We start from the raw sequence: 17082 nt of genomic DNA, 5'->3' as shown, positions 1-17082 counted from the left end.
GAATAAAGGTAGTCAAAAAAATAATGGATCAGCAACAGTTCGAGCAGCAGGATGACGTGCAATTGGCCAGCGATGCGGTGGCAATCATTGGCATTTCCGGGCGTTTTCCCGGCGCCGCCGACGTACGGCAATTCTGGGAAAATCTGCGGGAAGGCAAGGAGTCGGTGCGCTTTTTCAGCGACCAGGAATTGCTCGACGCCGGTGTCACGCCAGCCATGCTGCAGCATCCCGCCTATGTCAAAGCGGCCGCCATGCTCGACGGCGCTGAAGATTTCGCTGCCGCGTTTTTTGGTTTCTCGCCCAAGGAAGCCGAACTGACTGATCCACAGCATCGCATTTTTCTCGAGTGCGCGTGGGAAGCAATGGAGGACGCCGGCTACGTCGGCGAGCAAGTGCAAGCGCGGGTCGGCGTATTCGCCGGCGCGGGGCTCAACAGTTACATGATCGCCAACCTGATGCCCAACCACCGCTTGCTGGAATCGATGGGGACGCTGCAGCTTGTCATCGGCAACAAGACCGATTTCCTGCCGACCAAGGTGTCCTACAAGTTGAACCTGAACGGCCCGAGCGTGAACGTCAATACCGCCTGTTCGACTTCGCTGGTGGCGGTGCACATGGCGTGCCGCAGCTTGCTCAGTTATGAATGCGACATGGTGCTGGCGGGCGGCGCCACCGTCGAATCGCCGCAAAAAAAGGGTTATCTGTACGAGCAAGGGGGCGTGATGTCGCCCGACGGCCACTGCCGCGCTTTCGATGCGCAGGCCCAGGGAACGGTGTGCGGCAGCGGCGCCGGCGTGGTGCTGCTCAAGCGCCTGGACGAAGCGCTGGCCGATGGCGACCATATCTATGCGGTGATCCGCGGCTCCGCGATCAATAACGACGGATCGAAAAAAATCGGGTACACCGCGCCAAGCGTCGACGGCCAGAAGGAAGTGATCGCGCTGGCGCTGGCGATGGCCGATGTGGCGCCCGACACGATCAGTTATGTGGAGGCGCACGGCACCGGCACCGCGCTTGGCGACCCGATCGAAGTGAGCGCCCTGACGCAGGCATTTCGCATGGGTACCGACCAGAGCGGCTATTGCGCGCTCGGCTCGGTCAAGTCGAATATCGGCCACCTGGATACGGCTGCCGGCATTGCCGGTTTGATCAAGACGGTCTTGTGCCTGCAGCACCGGGAGCTGGTACCCTCCTTGCATTATCAGCAGGCAAATAGCGCCATCGATTTCGGCAGCACGCCGTTTTACGTCAATACCGCCGCGCGCCCCTGGACCGCGCAACAGGCTGGCGCGCCGCTGCGCGCTGGCGTCAGTTCGTTCGGCATTGGCGGCACCAACGCGCACGTGATCCTGGAGCAGGCTCCGGCCGCCAAAAAGAGCGCCAGCACCCGTGAGTGGCAATTGCTGCTGCTGTCGGCGCAGACCGACACGGCGCTGGACGCGGCAAACCAACGGCTGCAACAGCACTTGGAGCGCCACCCCGGCAGCGCGCTGGCCGATGTCGCCTATACGCTGCATACCGGGCGCAAGGCCTTTGCCCACCGCAGCATGGTCTTGTGCACGGATACGGGCGACGCGCTGGCAGCGCTGCGCGAGCGCGATCAACGCGACCCAGGCCGCAGCCTGCGCATGCAGGCCGGCGACGGCGTGGCCGGACCCGTGTTCATGTTCCCCGGAATCGGCGACCAGAGCGTCAACATGGCGGCCGGTCTGTACCGTGACGAGCCGGTGTTTCGCGCCACGGTCGACACCTGCGCCACGCTGCTGGAGCCGCTGCTGGGCGTGGACCTGCGCACGCTGCTGTTTGCGAGCGATGGCGCAGCGAGCGCCGCAGCGCCGGCCGCGCTCGACTTGCGCCGGCTGTTAAATCGCCATGCGGACGGGGCGGCGCCGGCGGCGAGCACCGGTCCTGCATGGATGCGCAAGACCAGCCTGGTCCACCCGGCACTGTTCATGATCGAATACGCGCTGGCCAGAACCTTCATTGAGCGCGGCGTGACGCCGGCAGCCATGATCGGCCATAGCCTGGGCGAATACGTGGCCGCCTGCGTGGCCGGCGTGATGTCGCTGGGCGACGCCTTGAACGTTGTCGCCAAGCGCGCCAGCCTGATTCAAGACTTGCCGGAAGGGCGCATGCTGGCGGTGGCCATGCCGGCGGCGGCCTTGGCGGCGCTGGTGGCCGACGGCGTCTCGATCGCAGCCATCAATGGGCCGGCAGCCACCGTGATTGCCGGGCCAGCCGCCTTGATCGGCTCCATCGAACAGCATCTGCTGGGCCAGGGGATTGCCCACCTGCCGGTGCAATCGGCGCACGCCTTTCATTCTTCCATGATGGCGCCGCTGCAGGCGCCGCTGCGCGCCTTGTTCGAATCGGTCACGCTCAAGGCGCCGCAGGTGCCGTACGTGTCAAACCTGAGCGGCACCTGGATTACCGCCGCCCAGGCCACCGACCCCGCCTATTGGGTCAGCCACACCTGCCAGACGGTGCGCTTTGCCGACGGCATTGCAACGCTGTGCCAGCAGGCGTCGGCCACCTTCATTGAGATGGGGCCGGGCCAGACCTTGTCCAGCTTCCTGCAGCAATACCCGGCAGTGCAAGCGCGCGACGACATCACGACGCTGCCGACCTTGCCCGGCCCGCATGAGGGCGCCTCGGATGCGCTGGTGCTCACCCGTACCCTGGGCACCCTGTGGTGTCTCGGCCACCAGGTCGACTGGGCCGCTTATCACCAGCATGAACCACGCTTGCGCGTGTCGTTGCCAAGCTATCCGTTCGAGCGCGAACGCTACTGGATCGATGCACTGACGCCATCGGCGCAGACCAGCGATGCCGCGCTGAGCGCTGCCGGCGTGCTGTACCAGCCGGTCTGGTCCAGTGCGCGCATTGGCGCCAGCACGGCGCGCGCCGGCCAGGCGCCATGGCTGGTTTTCCAGGATGGCGGACCGGTCGCCGAGGCATTGCGGCAGCGCCTGGCGCAGCGCGGCGCGGCGGCAATTCTGGTCGGGCGTGGCGAGCGTTTCGAGCGGCGCGCGGAGAACGCGTATCTGGTGCGACCAGGCAAGCTGGATGATTACGCCCTGCTGGCCGCCGCATTGAGCGACGGCGAAGCGCTGCCAAGCAATATCGTGCACCTGTGGGCGCTGGCGGACCAGGATCATGGCAGCGACACCTACGCCAGTCTGCTGTGCCTGGGCAAGACCTTCGGCAGTACGGAACAGCGCGCCGCTGCCGCCTTGCAGCTGGCAGTCGTGACGCGTGAGGTGCACACCGTGACCGGCGAAGAGCAAGGCGCGCCCGAGGCGGCCGCGCTGATGGGGCCGTGCCGCGTGCTGCCGCTGGAGTTTCCGAACATCCGCTGCTGCAATATTGACCTGGCAGGGACCGCTACGGCGCACGCCGAGACGATGATCGATGGCATCTTGCACGAATTTGACAGCGGCATGCAACAGGACGTCGCCGCGTATCGCGGCGTTTTGCGCTGGACGCGCGCGTTCCAGCCATTCACGCCAAACCCGGGCACGCCATGGACAGCGCCGTCGGCCCCGGTCTACCTGGTCGCTTGCTATCAAGCTGGTGACCTGTCGCACGCGCTGGCGGCCTGTCTGGCGCGTCAACGCGGCGTCACGCTGGTCTTGATGATCGACGCGGCGCTGCCGCCCCGTGCCCAATGGGAACACTGCCTGGCCACGCCGCTTGAACAGGGCGCACTATGCGACACCCTGCGTGGCGTGCTGGCGCTGGAAAGTCTGGGCGCACGTGTCGCGCTGATCGATAACGTGGGCCAGAGCGGCGACGAGATGGCGTACCGGCGCGTTGCCGCCGCGCACCCGCGCCTGAACGCCGTGCTGTACGCGAGCCCATCGTTTGGCTATGACTTGATCCAGTTGAAGGATCCGGTCATGGCAGGCGCCGTGACGGCGCAGATGCAGCGCGCGGCCAGCCTCGCGCGCGCGCTCGACCAACTCGCGCCCGATCTGGTCGCGTTCTTCACTTCCAACCTGGCGGCAGCGGGCGCTGTGGGGCAGCTCGATAGCTGCAGCGCCAATGCTTACCTGCACAATTGTGCCGACCGGGCCTTTGGCGCGCGCCGCAAACCGGTGCTGACGGTGGCGCTCGATGTGCTGGGCCTGCGCGCGGCCAATGAGGTCGCCGCCGGCTTGCCGCCAGCCATGGCCCATGCCATCGCGTCGGGACGGCAAAGCTATGCAATCGATGCGCAACAGCTGGACGCGGTTCTGGCGGACGTGTTCGCAGCCGGTGAAGCGCAGCTGGCCGTCAGTGCGAGCGCGCTGGGCGCTGTGTTTGATGCTCTGCGCGGCAATACCTTGCCGGCGTTGATGCATACGTTTAAGTTGAGCAGCGCGCCGCGCGCGGCCGGCACGCGGCCGCCGTATCGCGCGCCGGAGTCCGATATCGAACAGCAAGTTGTCGCCATCTGGGAAAACCTGCTGGGTGCGAGGCAGATCGGCCTGGATGACAATGTCTTCAATCTGGGGGGCAATTCGCTGCTTGCGGTGCAGTTCATCTCGCGCATCCGCGAGGTGTACGGGATCGACATGTCGCTCAAGATGCTGTTCCAGGCAAACCTGATCTGCGAGATCGCCAATGTGGTGGAAGGCATCCTCCTGCGCGAGATCGAGGCCATGTCCGACGAGGAAGTCGAGCGCATGCAGCGGGAGTACGGTGAGGAAGGCGAAAATGGGGGCGGTCGCACCAGCGTCGAGCCGAGCCTGTATGAATTGCCCAACAAGTTGAAGGTTCAGCATTTCAATAAAGTGGAAACCGACCACTTTTACCACGACATTTTCGACGCCAAGGTGTACTACAGCCACGGCATTACGCTGCCGGACGGAGCCGTCATTTTCGATGTGGGCGCCAACATTGGCTTGTTCTCGCTGTTTGCCCATCACCAGTGCAAGCAGCCGAAGATTTTCGCGTTTGAACCGGCGCCGCCGGTGTTCGAGTTGCTGCAGATGAATCTGCAGTCGTATGGGGTCAACGCCACCTTGTTCAACTGCGGCGTTTCCAATCGCAGCGGCAAGCAGCAGCTGACCTTTTATCCGCACAGCACGGGCATGTCCTCGTTCCATGCGGACAAAGAGGAAGAAAAGGACGTGCTGCGCGCGATCGTGCAAAACCAGCTCAACGACGGCATGGCGGGGATGGAGCAGGTCATGCCGCACATGGAAGATATTCTGACCGAAAGGTTCCGGGAGACTCCGTATGAGTGCGAGCTGGTGACGCTGTCAAGCATCATCGACAAAGAGCGCGTGGAACACATCGACCTGGTCAAGATCGACGTGCAAAAGTGCGAGCTGGAGGTGCTCGAAGGCATTGAGGCGCGTCACTGGCAAGGTATTCGCCAGCTGGTCATCGAAGTCCACGATTTCGACGGACGGGTGGAGCTGGTGCGCTCTTTGCTGGAGCGGCACGGCTACCGCGTGCATGTCGAGCAGGAACTGCTGTATCGCACGTCCAGCATGTCGAACCTGTACGCGATTCGCCCATGATGTTGTATGCGTGACGTTGGTTCAAGCATAAAACGTGTTGCACGAGACGCTTGCCGGTACACTTGGCATGGGCGGCAAGCAGGTCGCGCGACACGTGGGAGAATCGTGGCAGGCTCCCCAAGCGAGGACAACATGGTTGCTGTACACAAAGCACTATGGCCGATTGTGGGCGTGATGTTGCTGGCGCTAAGCGCGCCAGCACGGGCGTCCAACTTCGTGTATCCAGACGCATCGCTGTGGCATGAGGTGGTGGTCAGCGACGAAGGCGACTACGCGATCGGGATCGTGTTCGCAGCCGGCAGCACCCGCCTCGAGCGGCAGCGTATCACGGCCATGCTTACCAGATTTCGCGATGAAGCGCCCGCCAGCGCGACCGGTGCGGGCGGCGTGCCAGCGTACTTCACCGTCGCGGTCAACCGCCTGCCATCGATGCAGCGCGTGCTCAACCTCATCGTGCCTCATCCCGTATCGACCAGCGTTCCGGCGGGCAGGGCAGTCCAGTTGGCAAAACTACATTTAGTTCCTGGGCGATATGAAGTATGGGTCACGACCGCCCAAAGCAGCCTTGAAATGAAATCGTTCAAACTGCAAAGCCACTTGGTCGTCGCCAAACTTGACAATGCAGCGGCGGGCGCCGCGCTGCAACTGCACAGCCCGTCGAAGCCTTGTTCGGCAGAAACCGATGAATTCAGGAAGAACGTGTGTCACCAGTTTCCCCGTCGCTAGCAGCTTGTCGGACTTAACGAGGCGAGCCGGAAATTCAGCTGGCCGAGGACAGATTTCGACGATTTTGAAGGTCAATAGTGGTTCTATTGACCAAAAAAGCGGTGAAATATGGACCGGTCAGGTGGATTTTTCGGCCGCCTCCATTAAGTCCGACAGGCTGCTAGCCTAGCATCGGCGATCATTTTTTGGCGACACGCGCCGCCACCGTGGCGGGCGGCGCCGTCACCGGCGGGGCCGGCTTGCGCGCCATCAGTGTCGGAAAATCGGCCTTGCATTTGACTCCCGCGGGAATCGCCCCGCCGGGATTGGCCAGCTCCATGCGCACCCCGAACGTGCCGCTGGCCGCGTCGATCACCCGGTCAACGACCTTGATGGTGGCGTTCAGGCGCTTGCCGGCGGGCTGCTCGGGCGTAACCGCCACCTGTTCGCCGGCCTTGACGGTGCCGTAGGCGGAACTGGGCATCAAGGCTTCGATGTGCAGCACATTGATCTCGGCAAGTTTCAGCAGGGGTTTGCGAATGTCGCGGTTGTCGGCCAGCTCGCCCGGATTGATCAAGCGTTCGACGACGATGCCGTCAATCGGGCTGCGAATCGTGCGCAGGCGCAGCTGTTCGCTGGCGCGCCGGTATTCCAGCGTGGCCAGTTTGCGCGCATCGGTCGCGTCGAGCAGCTCTGCCTGGGCCAGCCGGTGTTCGGCGGCTGACTCGTCGCGGTCCTGGACCGAGATGAAATTTTCCTTGACCAGCTTGTCGCGCCGGGTCGCCTTTTGCGCCAGAAAACCCAGCCGGCTCTCGCGCGACTGCACCGCGCCCTGCATCTGGGAGCGAAACTTGGCAATGTCGGCGCTGGCGCGTTCCAGGCCCGCATCGAGTTCGATCAGCACCTGGCCGGCGCGCACCGTGTCGCCGCGCTGCACCAGCACCCGGGTGACCAGGCCTTCGGTCGAGGGCCGCACTTCAATCGTCTGGCGCGCTTCGATCAGGCAGTCGACCGGGGCGGCGCTGGCCGCAACTGGCAGCGCGCACAGCAAGGCGGCCAGTGGAAAAAAATAGGGTGAATTCATGTCTTGGTTCCTGAAAAAGCCATTGTGCGCTCCATGGCGCTGTCGCGCTGAGCGGTATTGCGCCGTACGCCGGCATTTTGGCGTTCGGCCCTGTATTGTGCAAGCAGTTGCAGCAGTCGGCCCCAGCGCGGGTGCAGTTCGGCGTTGTCCGCAGCGGTGCGCGCCAGATGGCGCACCAGCAGCGGCGCGAAGCGGCAAAACAACTCGTCTTCGAGGCTGACGATCGCCTCGCACGACCCCGGGTCCCCCTGGCGCCCGGCGCGGCCGTACAACTGGCGGTCGATCCGGCGCGACTCGTGAAACTCCGACAAAATCACGTGCAGCCCGCCGGCGCTGCGCACTGCGGGCGCCAGGTCAATGTCGGTGCCGCGCCCGGCCATGTTGGTGGCCACCGTCACCCGTCCCGGCTGGCCGGCGTCGGCCACGATGGCCGCTTCGTGCTGGTCTTGCAGCGCGTTGAGCACCTGGTGCGCCTGTCCCAGGCTGGTCAACATCGCGCTCAATTCTTCGGACGCCTGCACCGAGCGGGTGCCGATCAACACCGCGCGACCGGCGCCCGCCAGTTCGGCGGCGCGCAGCGCAATCGCGCGCCAGCGCTGCTCCGATTGCGCCAGCAGGCGCACGCCCAAAAAGCGCCGGACGGCGGGGCGGTTGCGCGGGATGGCGACCATGCTGATGCCAAAGTCGGTCTTGATCTCGCGCGCCACTTCGCGCGCCGTGCCGCTCATGCCGGCGACCCGCAGGTAGCGCGAAAAAAATTGCGGATAGGTCTGGCGCGCGATGGTTTCGCGCGGCGCCGTCACCTCCAGGCCTTCCTTCAGTTCGATCATCTGGTGCAGGCCGCGCTCCCAGGTGCGGTCGGGCAAAATGCGGCCGGTGAATTCGTCGACGATCTGCACCTTGTCATCCAATACCACGTAGTTGGCGCCGCGCTTGAACGCGTGCAGCGCCGACAGGGCTTGCTCGACCCGTTCGTCGCGGATGCGGGCGATGTCCCAGTGCAGGTCGTCGGCGCTGAAGGACGCCGCCTGGGTGCTCAGGAAAAAACGCCCCTCGGCACTGAGCCGGAACTGGCGGCCCTGCTGCTGCGTGGTGAAGTGGCCGGGGCCGAGCGCACGCGCCAGCTTGAGCGCCAGGGCGGCGTCCTGCCGTTCGCGCAGCGCCTCGCGCTCGCGCGCGATGACCAGCGGCGTGCGCGCTTCGTCAACCAGGATGCCGTCGGCTTCGTCGACCAGCGCAAAATACAGGCCGCGCTGCTTGCGCTCGCCCGACTGCGGCGCGCACAGGCTGTCGCGCAGGTAGTCGAACACCAGGTCCTTGTTGACGCAGTAAGTGACGTCGGCCCGGTACGCCAGGCGCCGCGCCTGGTCGTCTTCGGCGTGGGTGACGACACCGACCGTAAAGCCAAACAGCGCAAACACGGGGCGCAGGTAGTCGGCGTCGCGGCGCGCCAGATAATCGTTGACGGTGACGACATGCACCGGCACCCCCGCCAACGCCAGCGTGAGCGCGGGCAGCAGGGCGGTCAGGGTCTTGCCTTCGCCGGTGGCCATTTCGATCATGCGCCCGCGCAGCAGGCCGTAGCCGCCCTGGTGCTGGACCGGGTAGGGCCGTTTGCCCAGCAGGCGCGCGCTCGCTTCGCCCGCCAGCGCAAAGGCGCGCGCGGCCAGCGCCTCGGTCACGCCGTCCCGGTGCAGCGCCACCTTGAGCGCGGCGGCGCGGCTGCCCAGTGCCGGCAAGTCCAATTCGCGCAGTTCTTCGGCGCCGGCCTGCACCTGCCTCGCAAAGCGCGCCAGGCAGCGCCGCTCGCGCCACTCGAGCGGCGCGGACCAGAGCGTGCCGGCGCCGGACAGCCAGCGGTCCAGCGCACCGATGCTTTGTGCGGCGCGTTCCGGGTACAGCCAGTCGGCGCCGGGTGTGGCGCCCCAGCGCGCCAGCGTGGCCCTAGACATGCAGCCTCGCGAGGAACAGCTGGCGCAAGCGCCGTCCCACCTGCGCGAACAGGGGCTCGGGCTTGAAGCGGAAGCGCACGTAGACGCGGGTGCCGATGCGCAGGTCAGGCGGCAGCTCGTCAAGTTGCAGGTCGACCTGGAACACCTTGGTCAGCGTGCGCAGCGCGTCCGGGTCGCGCGGGTCTTGCACCAGCGTGCCGCCGCCTTCCAGCGTGAGCGCCTTGCCGGGCAGGCGTTCATCGGCTTGCGGCACGGCGCGCACGATACGCGCGCCGTAGGCCTGCCCAATCCGGTCGGCCGGCATGACGTCGATCCGCACCAGCGCGCTGCGCACCAGGCCAATGTCGTCCTGGCCCACCACCGCGCGCACCGTGCGCTGCGTGGGCGCGACAATGTAGCCGAGCATGTCGCCGCGTTTGACGAAACTGCCGGGCAGGTCGTCGCTGCTGGCGCGCACGAACACGCCGGCCGAGGGCGCCAGCACCGCCAGCTGGGCCAGGCGCGCGTCCAGGTCGGCCAGCTTGGCTTGCTCGTGCTGCAGCGCTTCGTGGCTCTGGAAGGCGCGCGCGCGGTCGGTGCTCAGGTCGAGCACTGCCTGCACCTCCGCTTCGGCCACCTTGGCCAGCTGCTCGCTGTGGCGCGCCGCCAGTTCACGGTCGTGCAGCGTGGCGAGGACCTGGCCGGCATGCACCTGGCGCATCGATGCCACCGGCTGCGGCTGCACGAAGCCGCTGCCGGCGGCGCGCACTTCGGCGTCGGGACTGACCCACACCAGCGCTTCGCTCACCGCCGTATGCGGCAGCGGCACCAGGCTGCCGAACACGAGCAGCACCAACAGCGCCAGCGCGCTGACCGTCAGCGCGCGCGTGCGGCGGCGCGCCAGCGCGGGGCTGGCGAACAGGAAGCGCAGCATCTTGAAAGCGGGCAGCAGCACCATGCCGGCGATCGACCACAGCGCCAGCGCGGCGCCCACAAAGAAGTAGGCGTTGGCGATGATCAGGGCGATCGACAGCGCGAGCGCGGTGCGGTAGACGAATGCGGCCGGCGCGTAGAACAGGAACCAGCGCCGTTCGGCGCGGGTGGCGTCGGGCGCCTCGGCATCCTGGTCGCCAAAGGCGTGGCGCCGCGCGAGGTATGCCCAGTACGTATTGGCGCGCTGCGCCAGGTTCGGTATTTCAATCAGGTCGCACAGGATGTAATAGCCATCGTAGCGCAACAGCGGATTGGCATTGAACGCCAGCGTCGAGATCCCGGCCACCATGATCACGTTAAAGGCGATGGTGCGCACCAGGCCAGGTTCGGCGGCCAGCCAGACATACAGCGCGAGGGACGCGATCAGCAGTTCAGTGAGCATGCCGGCGGCGGCGACGAAGGCGCGGTACCATTTGGAGCGAAACGCGGTCGATGCCGAGGCGTCGACATACGGCGCCGGCGCGAACACCAGCAGCATTACGCCCGCTTCATGCACTTCGCCGCCGCGCGCCTTGACGGCGTAGCCATGGGCCAGTTCGTGCAGCAGTTTGACGGCCGGGAACACCAGCAGCAGGGCCAGCAGGTTGCTTGACGAGAGCAGCTGGTCCGACAGGTTGCCGGTCAGCGCTTCCCAGTGCTGCAGCGCCAGGAGCAGCGCCGGCACCACCGCCAGCAGCCACAGCGCCGCGCCCCAGCGCGAAAACAAGGGCCGCAGCGCTCCGATGGTGGCGCTCAGGAAGCGGTCCGGATCCCACAGCGCGATCCGGATTGCCATCGGGTTGAGCAGCCCGGCAATCCAGGCCGGCCGGCGCTGGGCTTTGCCGCGTTCGAGCAATTCGCCGCTTTCCGGGCGCGCTTCGCTGAGCAAGAGGTCGGCGCCATGCAGCTGCGAGAGCAGGCCGATCACCTCGTCCTGGGACGGGGCGGCGTCGCCCAGTTCGGCCAGCGCGCGCTGCCAGGCGGCGTCCACCCGGCAGCTGCCGTCAAGCTGCGAGGCGACCCACCATGCGCTGGGCGAAAAGCGGTGCGCCCGGTTGGTCAGCGGATCGTGCACGATGTACCAGGACTTGCCGCGAAAGCGCTGGCGGCTCACGCGCGCATGGTCGCGCAGGCGCGGGCGCAGCGCCGCCACCCGGTACCAGCCGTCGGACAGGAACGGGGCCGCCATCAGGGTCCCCACTTCCATGCCTGCAGCACCAGATAGTGCCAGGCCGCGTGGGTCCAGATCCACAGCATGCTGCGTTGGCCGGCGTCGATCTTGCCCACGCCCTGCATGCCGGGCCGCAGCGCCAGGCCGGCCTGGTCAAGTTTGGCTTCGACCCGGAACACATTGCGCCGGTCGGCCGCTTCGGGCGCAGCGATGTTGGTCACCACGAAGCTGAGCTTTTCGCCCGGCATGCCCGACAGCAGCAGCTGGCCGCGCTGGCCCACGCCAACGGCGCGCACGTCGCGCTCGTCGACCTTGATCACCACTCGGTAGGCCGCCAGCGGCGCTAGTTCGAACAGCACCTTGCCCTGGGCGATCGCCGCGCCGATATGCTGCGACAGGTCGCCCGAGACCACGTAGGCGTCGAACGGGGCCTTGAGCGCGGCTTGCTCGAGCCGGTCTTCGGCCAGCAGGCGCTGGGCCTGGGCCTGCTGCATCTGGGCCAGCGCCATGGCGCCCGCCGGCCGGTCGTGACGCGCCAGGGCGTCGCGGTAGCGGCTGCCGTGCTGGGCTTCCTCGGCCTGCCAGCGCTGCAGGTCGAGCCGGATCTGGCGCGTGTCCAGTTCGGCCAGTACGTCACCCTTGCGCACCGTCAGCCCGGCCTTCACCGCCGCACTGCCGATAAAGCCGTCGAAGGGCGCGGCCACCATGCGCTGCTGTTCGCCCTCGATGGCGGCGTCGGCGCTGATGCGCCAGGTGGTGTCGACCAAAGTCAGCGCCAGCACGGCGGCGAGCAGCAGCGCGGCGCCAACGCGCAGGGCCGGGCGGCGCGGGTCGCGCAGGCGCGTTGCCGCCGCATGCCAGGCGGCGCGCGTGCGCTGGCCCACCCAGCGGTGCGCCTGTTCCTTCGCTTCGAGCACCGGGCCGGCAATGCGGCCCATCTGCTCCATGGTGTCCACTTCGGCCGGCGTAAAGCCGCGTCCCGGCGCGCGCTCGAACAGCAGCACGCCGGCGCCCAGGCCAGCGCCGCCGGCCAGCAGCACGCTGCATACCGACATGCCGGCGGCGCTGGCGCGGTGCGCAATGGCCAGCACCGACTGCATGCCCGGCTGCGGCGGCAGCACCACGCTGCGGCGCTGGTCGTAGGCTTCATCCATGGCGTGTTCGAGCGCCCCGGCGGCCTGGCTCTTGCGGTCGAACCAGGCCGAGTGCGACAGCGCCTGCAGTTCGATGCGCCCGTCGCGCGCCATGCCCAGCGCCACCCGGCTGCAATCCATCTGCGCGGCCAGCCAGTTGACGGTGTCGAGCGCGGCGTGGGGGAACTGCTCCGGGCGGCACACCACCTGCAGCAGTTCGGCCTGGCCGCGCCAGCGCGCATCGGCAGGGTGTTGCTGCGGTTCGGCGTTGCCCAGCAAGACCTGGTTCAGGTAGCGCGCGGCCGCATCGACCGCGGCGATGGCGTCGGCTGCGCCCATGGCCGCGCCAGTCACCTCCAGGGCCAGCACGCCGGCCAGCTGGCTGCCGGCCAGCAGCGGCCAGGCCACCGCCACGGCGCCGCCGGCGTCGTGCAGCTCCATCGCGCGCGAGGCCAGGCTGCGCTCGGCCAGCGCGAGCAGGTGCATGGCGCCGCCCTGGCGCGGCCAGGACGCGGCCAGCACATAGGCGCCGGGCGCATTCTCGGCGCGCACCACGATGGCGGCCAGGGTGCCGTCAATCGCGCTGCAGGTCTGCTCCAGCCAGGCCGGCAGCAGCAGCGCCAGCCGGTCCGCCGGCGGCGGCGCGTGCCGGCCCGGGCCGGCGGCGACCTCAGGGTCGCGCGGCAAGGCAGCGTTCATCGACATCGCTCACTCCTTGGCTGGCCGCTCATGCGACTGACACCCGGTACACGGCGCCTTTGGTGGACGAAACGTACAGCATGCCGTCAGCGCCGAACGCCAGGCCGCTGATTTCGCCATCGCGCACGCCCTGCACCGTGGCGTCGATGCGCCGCAACTCATTGCCGTTGCGGTCGATCTTGACCAGGACGGCGCCGCCGTTGACGCTGCCGATCCAGAACGAACCATCGGCGTCGCGCGCAATGCCGGCCCAGCTTTGCACATTGAGCGGCAGCGCCACCCGGGCGATCTCGGCCCCGTTGAGCGGATTGATCTCGACCATCTGGTTGTACTGCTGCGAGAGCAGGAACAGGTGGCCGCTGGTCTGGTCATACAGGCCGGCGGTATTGTAGTAGCTGCCCGGCAGGATGAGCGACTTGATCAGCGCGCCGGTGGCCGGGTTGATGGCGGCCACGTTGTTGGCGCCGTTGTACGGGTAGCCGGCAAACAGCAGCAGGCTGCCGGCCGCCACGCTGGTGCCGCCCAGGTTCAAGCCCGCCGGCGCGATCTGCAGCCCGACGTAGTTGGCCGTGTACTGGTTGCCAAAGGCGGGGGTGAGGGCAATGCTCTGCAGCACCAGCCCGCTGGCCGGGTCGATCCGCAACAGCTTGCCCGGGTTGCCCGTGTCGATGGTCCACATGGCGCCGCTGGCGGTGTCGATCGCCACGTCGCCCAGCGCGCCGATGGCCGCGCTGGCCGTGCCGGGACGCACCGACGCCAGGTTCAGGCTGGCCGAGGTGCCGCCGGCGGTGGTCACGCTGGCCGCGCCCATGCCGTGGTGGGGCAGCAGGGCGGTGCTGAAGCTGGCCTGGCCATTCCAGACGTAGCGCCCCTGCGCCGCATCATAGTAGTAGCTCACGTCCACGCCCGCATTGATGGCCGTGTCGTTGACCGACAGCGACGGGAAGTCGTAGCGGGTGGCCCCTTCGACAAAGCCGCTGCCCAGCAGGGTGCCGCCTTCGTCAAAGCGCAGCACGGTGGGAACGATCTGCAGCAGCGGCTGGGCGGTCGCGCCGAACATCTGCAGCGTGAACGCGCCGTTCGCTTCCACCGGCACTTGCAGCGTGGCCGAGCTGCCGTCGGCCGCGGCCGAGACGGGACTGATGCGCAGCATCGACAGCACGCCGTCGTAACTGATGTAGCGCAGCAAAACGTCGCTGTCGGTGCTCAGCTTGGCGCCGGTCAGCGTGATCAGCTGGCCCGCATTGGCCGAAGCCTCGCCGGAGTTGGCCGGCGTGCCGCTGGCGGCGGTGGCCGTCACGCCCGTCATGCCGGCGCTGAACGCGGTGCTCACGCCGCCGGCGGTGCGCACGCTGATCGGCCCGAAGGCGCCGTTCGTCAGCGGCACCGTGAGCGTCACGCTGCCGTTGACATACTGTGCCAGCTGCGCGTTATATTCGGCGTTGACGTCTGGCCCGATGGCGGGGCCCGCATCGACGATCACGGTGCTGCCGAAGCGATATTCGCTCAACGCCCCTTCCACCAGGCCGCTGCCGTACAGGATCACCACGGCCGAGCTGCCATCGGCGGACACCGATTGCACCTGCACGCCCGTCATGACGGGCACGATCTGCAGGTCCACCCCGGCACCGTTGACGTCGCCTGCCAGGCGCACGGCGCCGCTGATGGCGTTGGCGGGCACCTGGACTTGCGCCTGGGTGCCGGCGTCATTCACCGAACTCGGACGCACCACCAGCTCGGCGCGCGCGCCGCTGCTGTCGACCGTCAGGAAGATGACGTCGGTGCTCATGTCGAGACCGGCGCCGTCGATCCGGATCACCTGGCCGACAACGGCCGAGGCATGCGCCGGATCGGCCGGCGCGCCGCTGGCGGCGGTGGCCGTGATGCCGGTCAAGCTCAGGCCAAAGGCGGCGCTGGTGCCGCCCACGGTGGCCACCCGGATCGGGCCGTTCGCCACGCCATCGGGCACGGTCAGGTTGATCAGACGCCCGCTGTTGCCAACGTCCAGCCCGTAGCTGCGGCCGGCGTCGTCCAGGCGCTGGGCGCCGAACAGGACGGCCGCATTGCCTTCCGCAAAGCCGGTTCCGGTCAGTTGCAGCGGTCCGCCATGATACGAGTAGCCGTTGTAGGCCGTCACGTCTTGCAGCGTGGGCACGATCTGCAACAGCATGCCGGTGCTGTCGCTGGCCAGGCGCACCGCGCCTGTGGTCGCGCCCAGCGGCACGATCACGGTCAGGCTGGTGCGGTCCGCTGCCACGCTGGTCGGGGTGACGGCGCTGTCGTACAACTGCCCGTTATCGTCGAGCATGGTAAACACCACTTGCTCGCCCGGCAAGATGGCGCTGGCCTGGAGCGTGATCAGCTGCCCCGTATTGGCCGACGGCAGCGCTGCCTGCGCCGCCGTTCCGCTGGCGGCGGTCGCGCTGATGGCGCTGATGCGGCTGTCGCCGGCAGCGCTGCGCTGCAGGTTCAAGCTGTAATTGCCCGCATACGTGCCGTTGTTGCCGGAACCGGCCACGGCCGGGTTGTAGGCATTGTTGTAGTACGCACTCACGCCAATGTAATAGGCACCTGCGCCGGTGGCGCTGGCAGTGAACGGTGTAGTCTCGCCCGGACTGCGGTAACCGCCCGCGACCTGCTTGCCACTGGCGTCGAACAGGCGCAGGTGGGAGTAGTAATTGTCAGAGAGGAAGGCCGTGATCTGTTCGCCGGCCGCCAGGTCGACCCGGTACAGGTCGATATCGAAGCCGTCGCCGATGGCGGCCTTGATCTTGATGCCCTGGTTCAGGCCCAAGTTCACTTGCAGCGCCGCCGTCATGATGGCGCCGGCGTCGGCCACGCTCAGGTCGGCCTGCTGGGTGATCGCGACCGCGCCCGTGTGCAGCGTGGCGCGCCCGCCGGCGGTGCGCACGGTGATCACACCGGCGCCGGTGCCGGCTGGCACCGTTACGCGGATCAATTGCTGGTCGCGGTAAGTGCCGTTCTGGCCTTCATTAATCGTGCGCACGTCGATGATGGTGGCCGCCTGGCCGTCGATTTCGACAGTCAGGTTGTTGCGCGTCAGGCCACTGCCTTCGATGGTCAAGACATTGCCCTGCGCTACCACGCCGGCCATGGCGCGCAGCGTCGGCACGATCTGCAGAGGCAGCGATACACCGCTGCCCAGCACGGACACCGCGCCGCTGGTGGCCAGCGCGGGCACGCGGATCGTGAGCGACTTGCCGTCGGCGGACGCGCTGCCGGTGCGGGTGACGGTGCCGACCACGCCGGCGTCGTCCACTGCCGTAAAGCGCACCAGCGTGGCGTTGGTGAAGCCCTGACCCGACAGGGTAATGGATTGGCCGGTGCTGGCCGCCGGCGCCGCCGGGTCGGCCGGCATGCCGCTCACCGCAAGCGTGGTGATGGCGTCGAACTGGCTGGCCAGGATGTTCGCGTTCGGCAAGGCGGCAAGTTCGGCGTAGCCGCCTTCGGTGCTGATCCGGATCGGGCCGTCGAGCGTGCGCGGCGCCACCAGGCTGACGCTGTCGTTGCGCGCGCCGGTGACGTCGAAGGGCGTTCCGGTGGTGTAGGCGTCGGCCAGGACCACGCCGCCCACGGTGACGCTGGACGCGCCCTCCATGAAGCCCGAGCCCTGCAAATAGAACATCTCGTCCTGGCCGGGGCGCCCGGTCATGCCGGTCAAGGTCGGCACGATCTGCAGGCGGATTCCGGGCGTGGCGTTGATGGTTTGCGGGGCGTCCAGGCGGTTGCTGATGGTCTTGCTCAGCACAGTGACGCCGTCCACGGACACGCTCAGCTGGTCGGGATTGCCCAGGCTGCCGTCCCATGAATCGAGCGCATACAGGTCAAAACTCATGGTGTAAGTCTGGCCGGCGGT

The 17082-nt window shown here is 67.4% G+C and carries 7 protein-coding genes; 2 read left to right on the top strand and 5 right to left on the bottom strand.

Translation table 11 applies throughout. The annotated features are described in order from the left end of the window. Positions 1–23: 23 nt before the first annotated feature. Both ACP7D4_RS16720 and ACP7D4_RS16715 read left to right on the top strand, forming a co-directional pair. Positions 24–5510 (top strand): FkbM family methyltransferase, encoded by a 5487-nt coding sequence (locus tag ACP7D4_RS16720; protein WP_426210210.1) that lies wholly within the window; start codon positions 24–26, stop codon positions 5508–5510. A 132-nt stretch (positions 5511–5642) separates the two neighbouring features. Next, a complete protein-coding gene (locus ACP7D4_RS16715; RefSeq protein ID WP_426210208.1) occupies positions 5643–6236 on the top strand; it encodes a hypothetical protein in 594 nt (197 codons plus the stop codon). A gap of 178 nt (positions 6237–6414) precedes the next feature. Here the strand turns inward: ACP7D4_RS16715 and ACP7D4_RS16710 are convergent, their stop codons facing one another. Genes ACP7D4_RS16710 through ACP7D4_RS16690 form a run of 5 tightly spaced genes read right to left on the bottom strand, consistent with a single transcriptional unit; the run spans position 6415 to position 17061 of the window. Beyond that, positions 6415–7299, bottom strand: a complete 885-nt coding sequence (locus ACP7D4_RS16710) for an efflux RND transporter periplasmic adaptor subunit (RefSeq protein ID WP_426210207.1) — start codon at positions 7297–7299, stop codon at positions 6415–6417. Beyond that, entirely contained in the window at positions 7296–9251 is a 1956-nt protein-coding gene (locus ACP7D4_RS16705) for a hypothetical protein (RefSeq protein WP_426210205.1), read from the bottom strand. Before ACP7D4_RS16705 ends, ACP7D4_RS16710 begins: the two co-directional genes overlap by 4 nt. Further along, positions 9244–11454 (bottom strand): hypothetical protein, encoded by a 2211-nt coding sequence (locus ACP7D4_RS16700; RefSeq protein ID WP_426210203.1) that lies wholly within the window; start codon positions 11452–11454, stop codon positions 9244–9246. Before ACP7D4_RS16700 ends, ACP7D4_RS16705 begins: the two co-directional genes overlap by 8 nt. Then, positions 11391–13211 (bottom strand): efflux RND transporter periplasmic adaptor subunit, encoded by a 1821-nt coding sequence (locus ACP7D4_RS16695; RefSeq protein ID WP_426210201.1) that lies wholly within the window; start codon positions 13209–13211, stop codon positions 11391–11393. The genes ACP7D4_RS16700 and ACP7D4_RS16695 overlap by 64 nt, the downstream gene beginning before the upstream one ends. A 22-nt stretch (positions 13212–13233) precedes the next feature. Beyond that, positions 13234–17061 carry a hypothetical protein gene (locus tag ACP7D4_RS16690; protein ID WP_426210199.1) on the bottom strand — a complete coding sequence of 1276 codons (3828 nt, stop codon included), beginning with the start codon at positions 17059–17061 and terminating at the stop codon, positions 13234–13236. Positions 17062–17082: the final 21 nt, after the last annotated feature.

The organism is Massilia sp. TWP1-3-3, from assembly GCF_049897805.1.
In the GTDB taxonomy this organism is placed as follows: domain Bacteria; phylum Pseudomonadota; class Gammaproteobacteria; order Burkholderiales; family Burkholderiaceae_D; genus Telluria_A.
Note: the sequence above shows the minus strand (reverse complement) of the source record. Positions and strands in the feature narration are given on the sequence as shown.

Coding starts and splice junctions, on each gene's coding strand:
- ACP7D4_RS16690 (WP_426210199.1), bottom strand. CDS start 17,061: ATGAGTTTTGACCTGTATGCGCTCGATTCATGGGACGGCAGCCTGGGC.
- ACP7D4_RS16695 (WP_426210201.1), bottom strand. CDS start 13,211: ATGTCGATGAACGCTGCCTTGCCGCGCGACCCTGAGGTCGCCGCCGGC.
- ACP7D4_RS16705 (WP_426210205.1), bottom strand. CDS start 9,251: ATGTCTAGGGCCACGCTGGCGCGCTGGGGCGCCACACCCGGCGCCGAC.
- ACP7D4_RS16710 (WP_426210207.1), bottom strand. CDS start 7,299: ATGAATTCACCCTATTTTTTTCCACTGGCCGCCTTGCTGTGCGCGCTG.
- ACP7D4_RS16715 (WP_426210208.1), top strand. CDS start 5,643: ATGGTTGCTGTACACAAAGCACTATGGCCGATTGTGGGCGTGATGTTG.
- ACP7D4_RS16720 (WP_426210210.1), top strand. CDS start 24: ATGGATCAGCAACAGTTCGAGCAGCAGGATGACGTGCAATTGGCCAGC.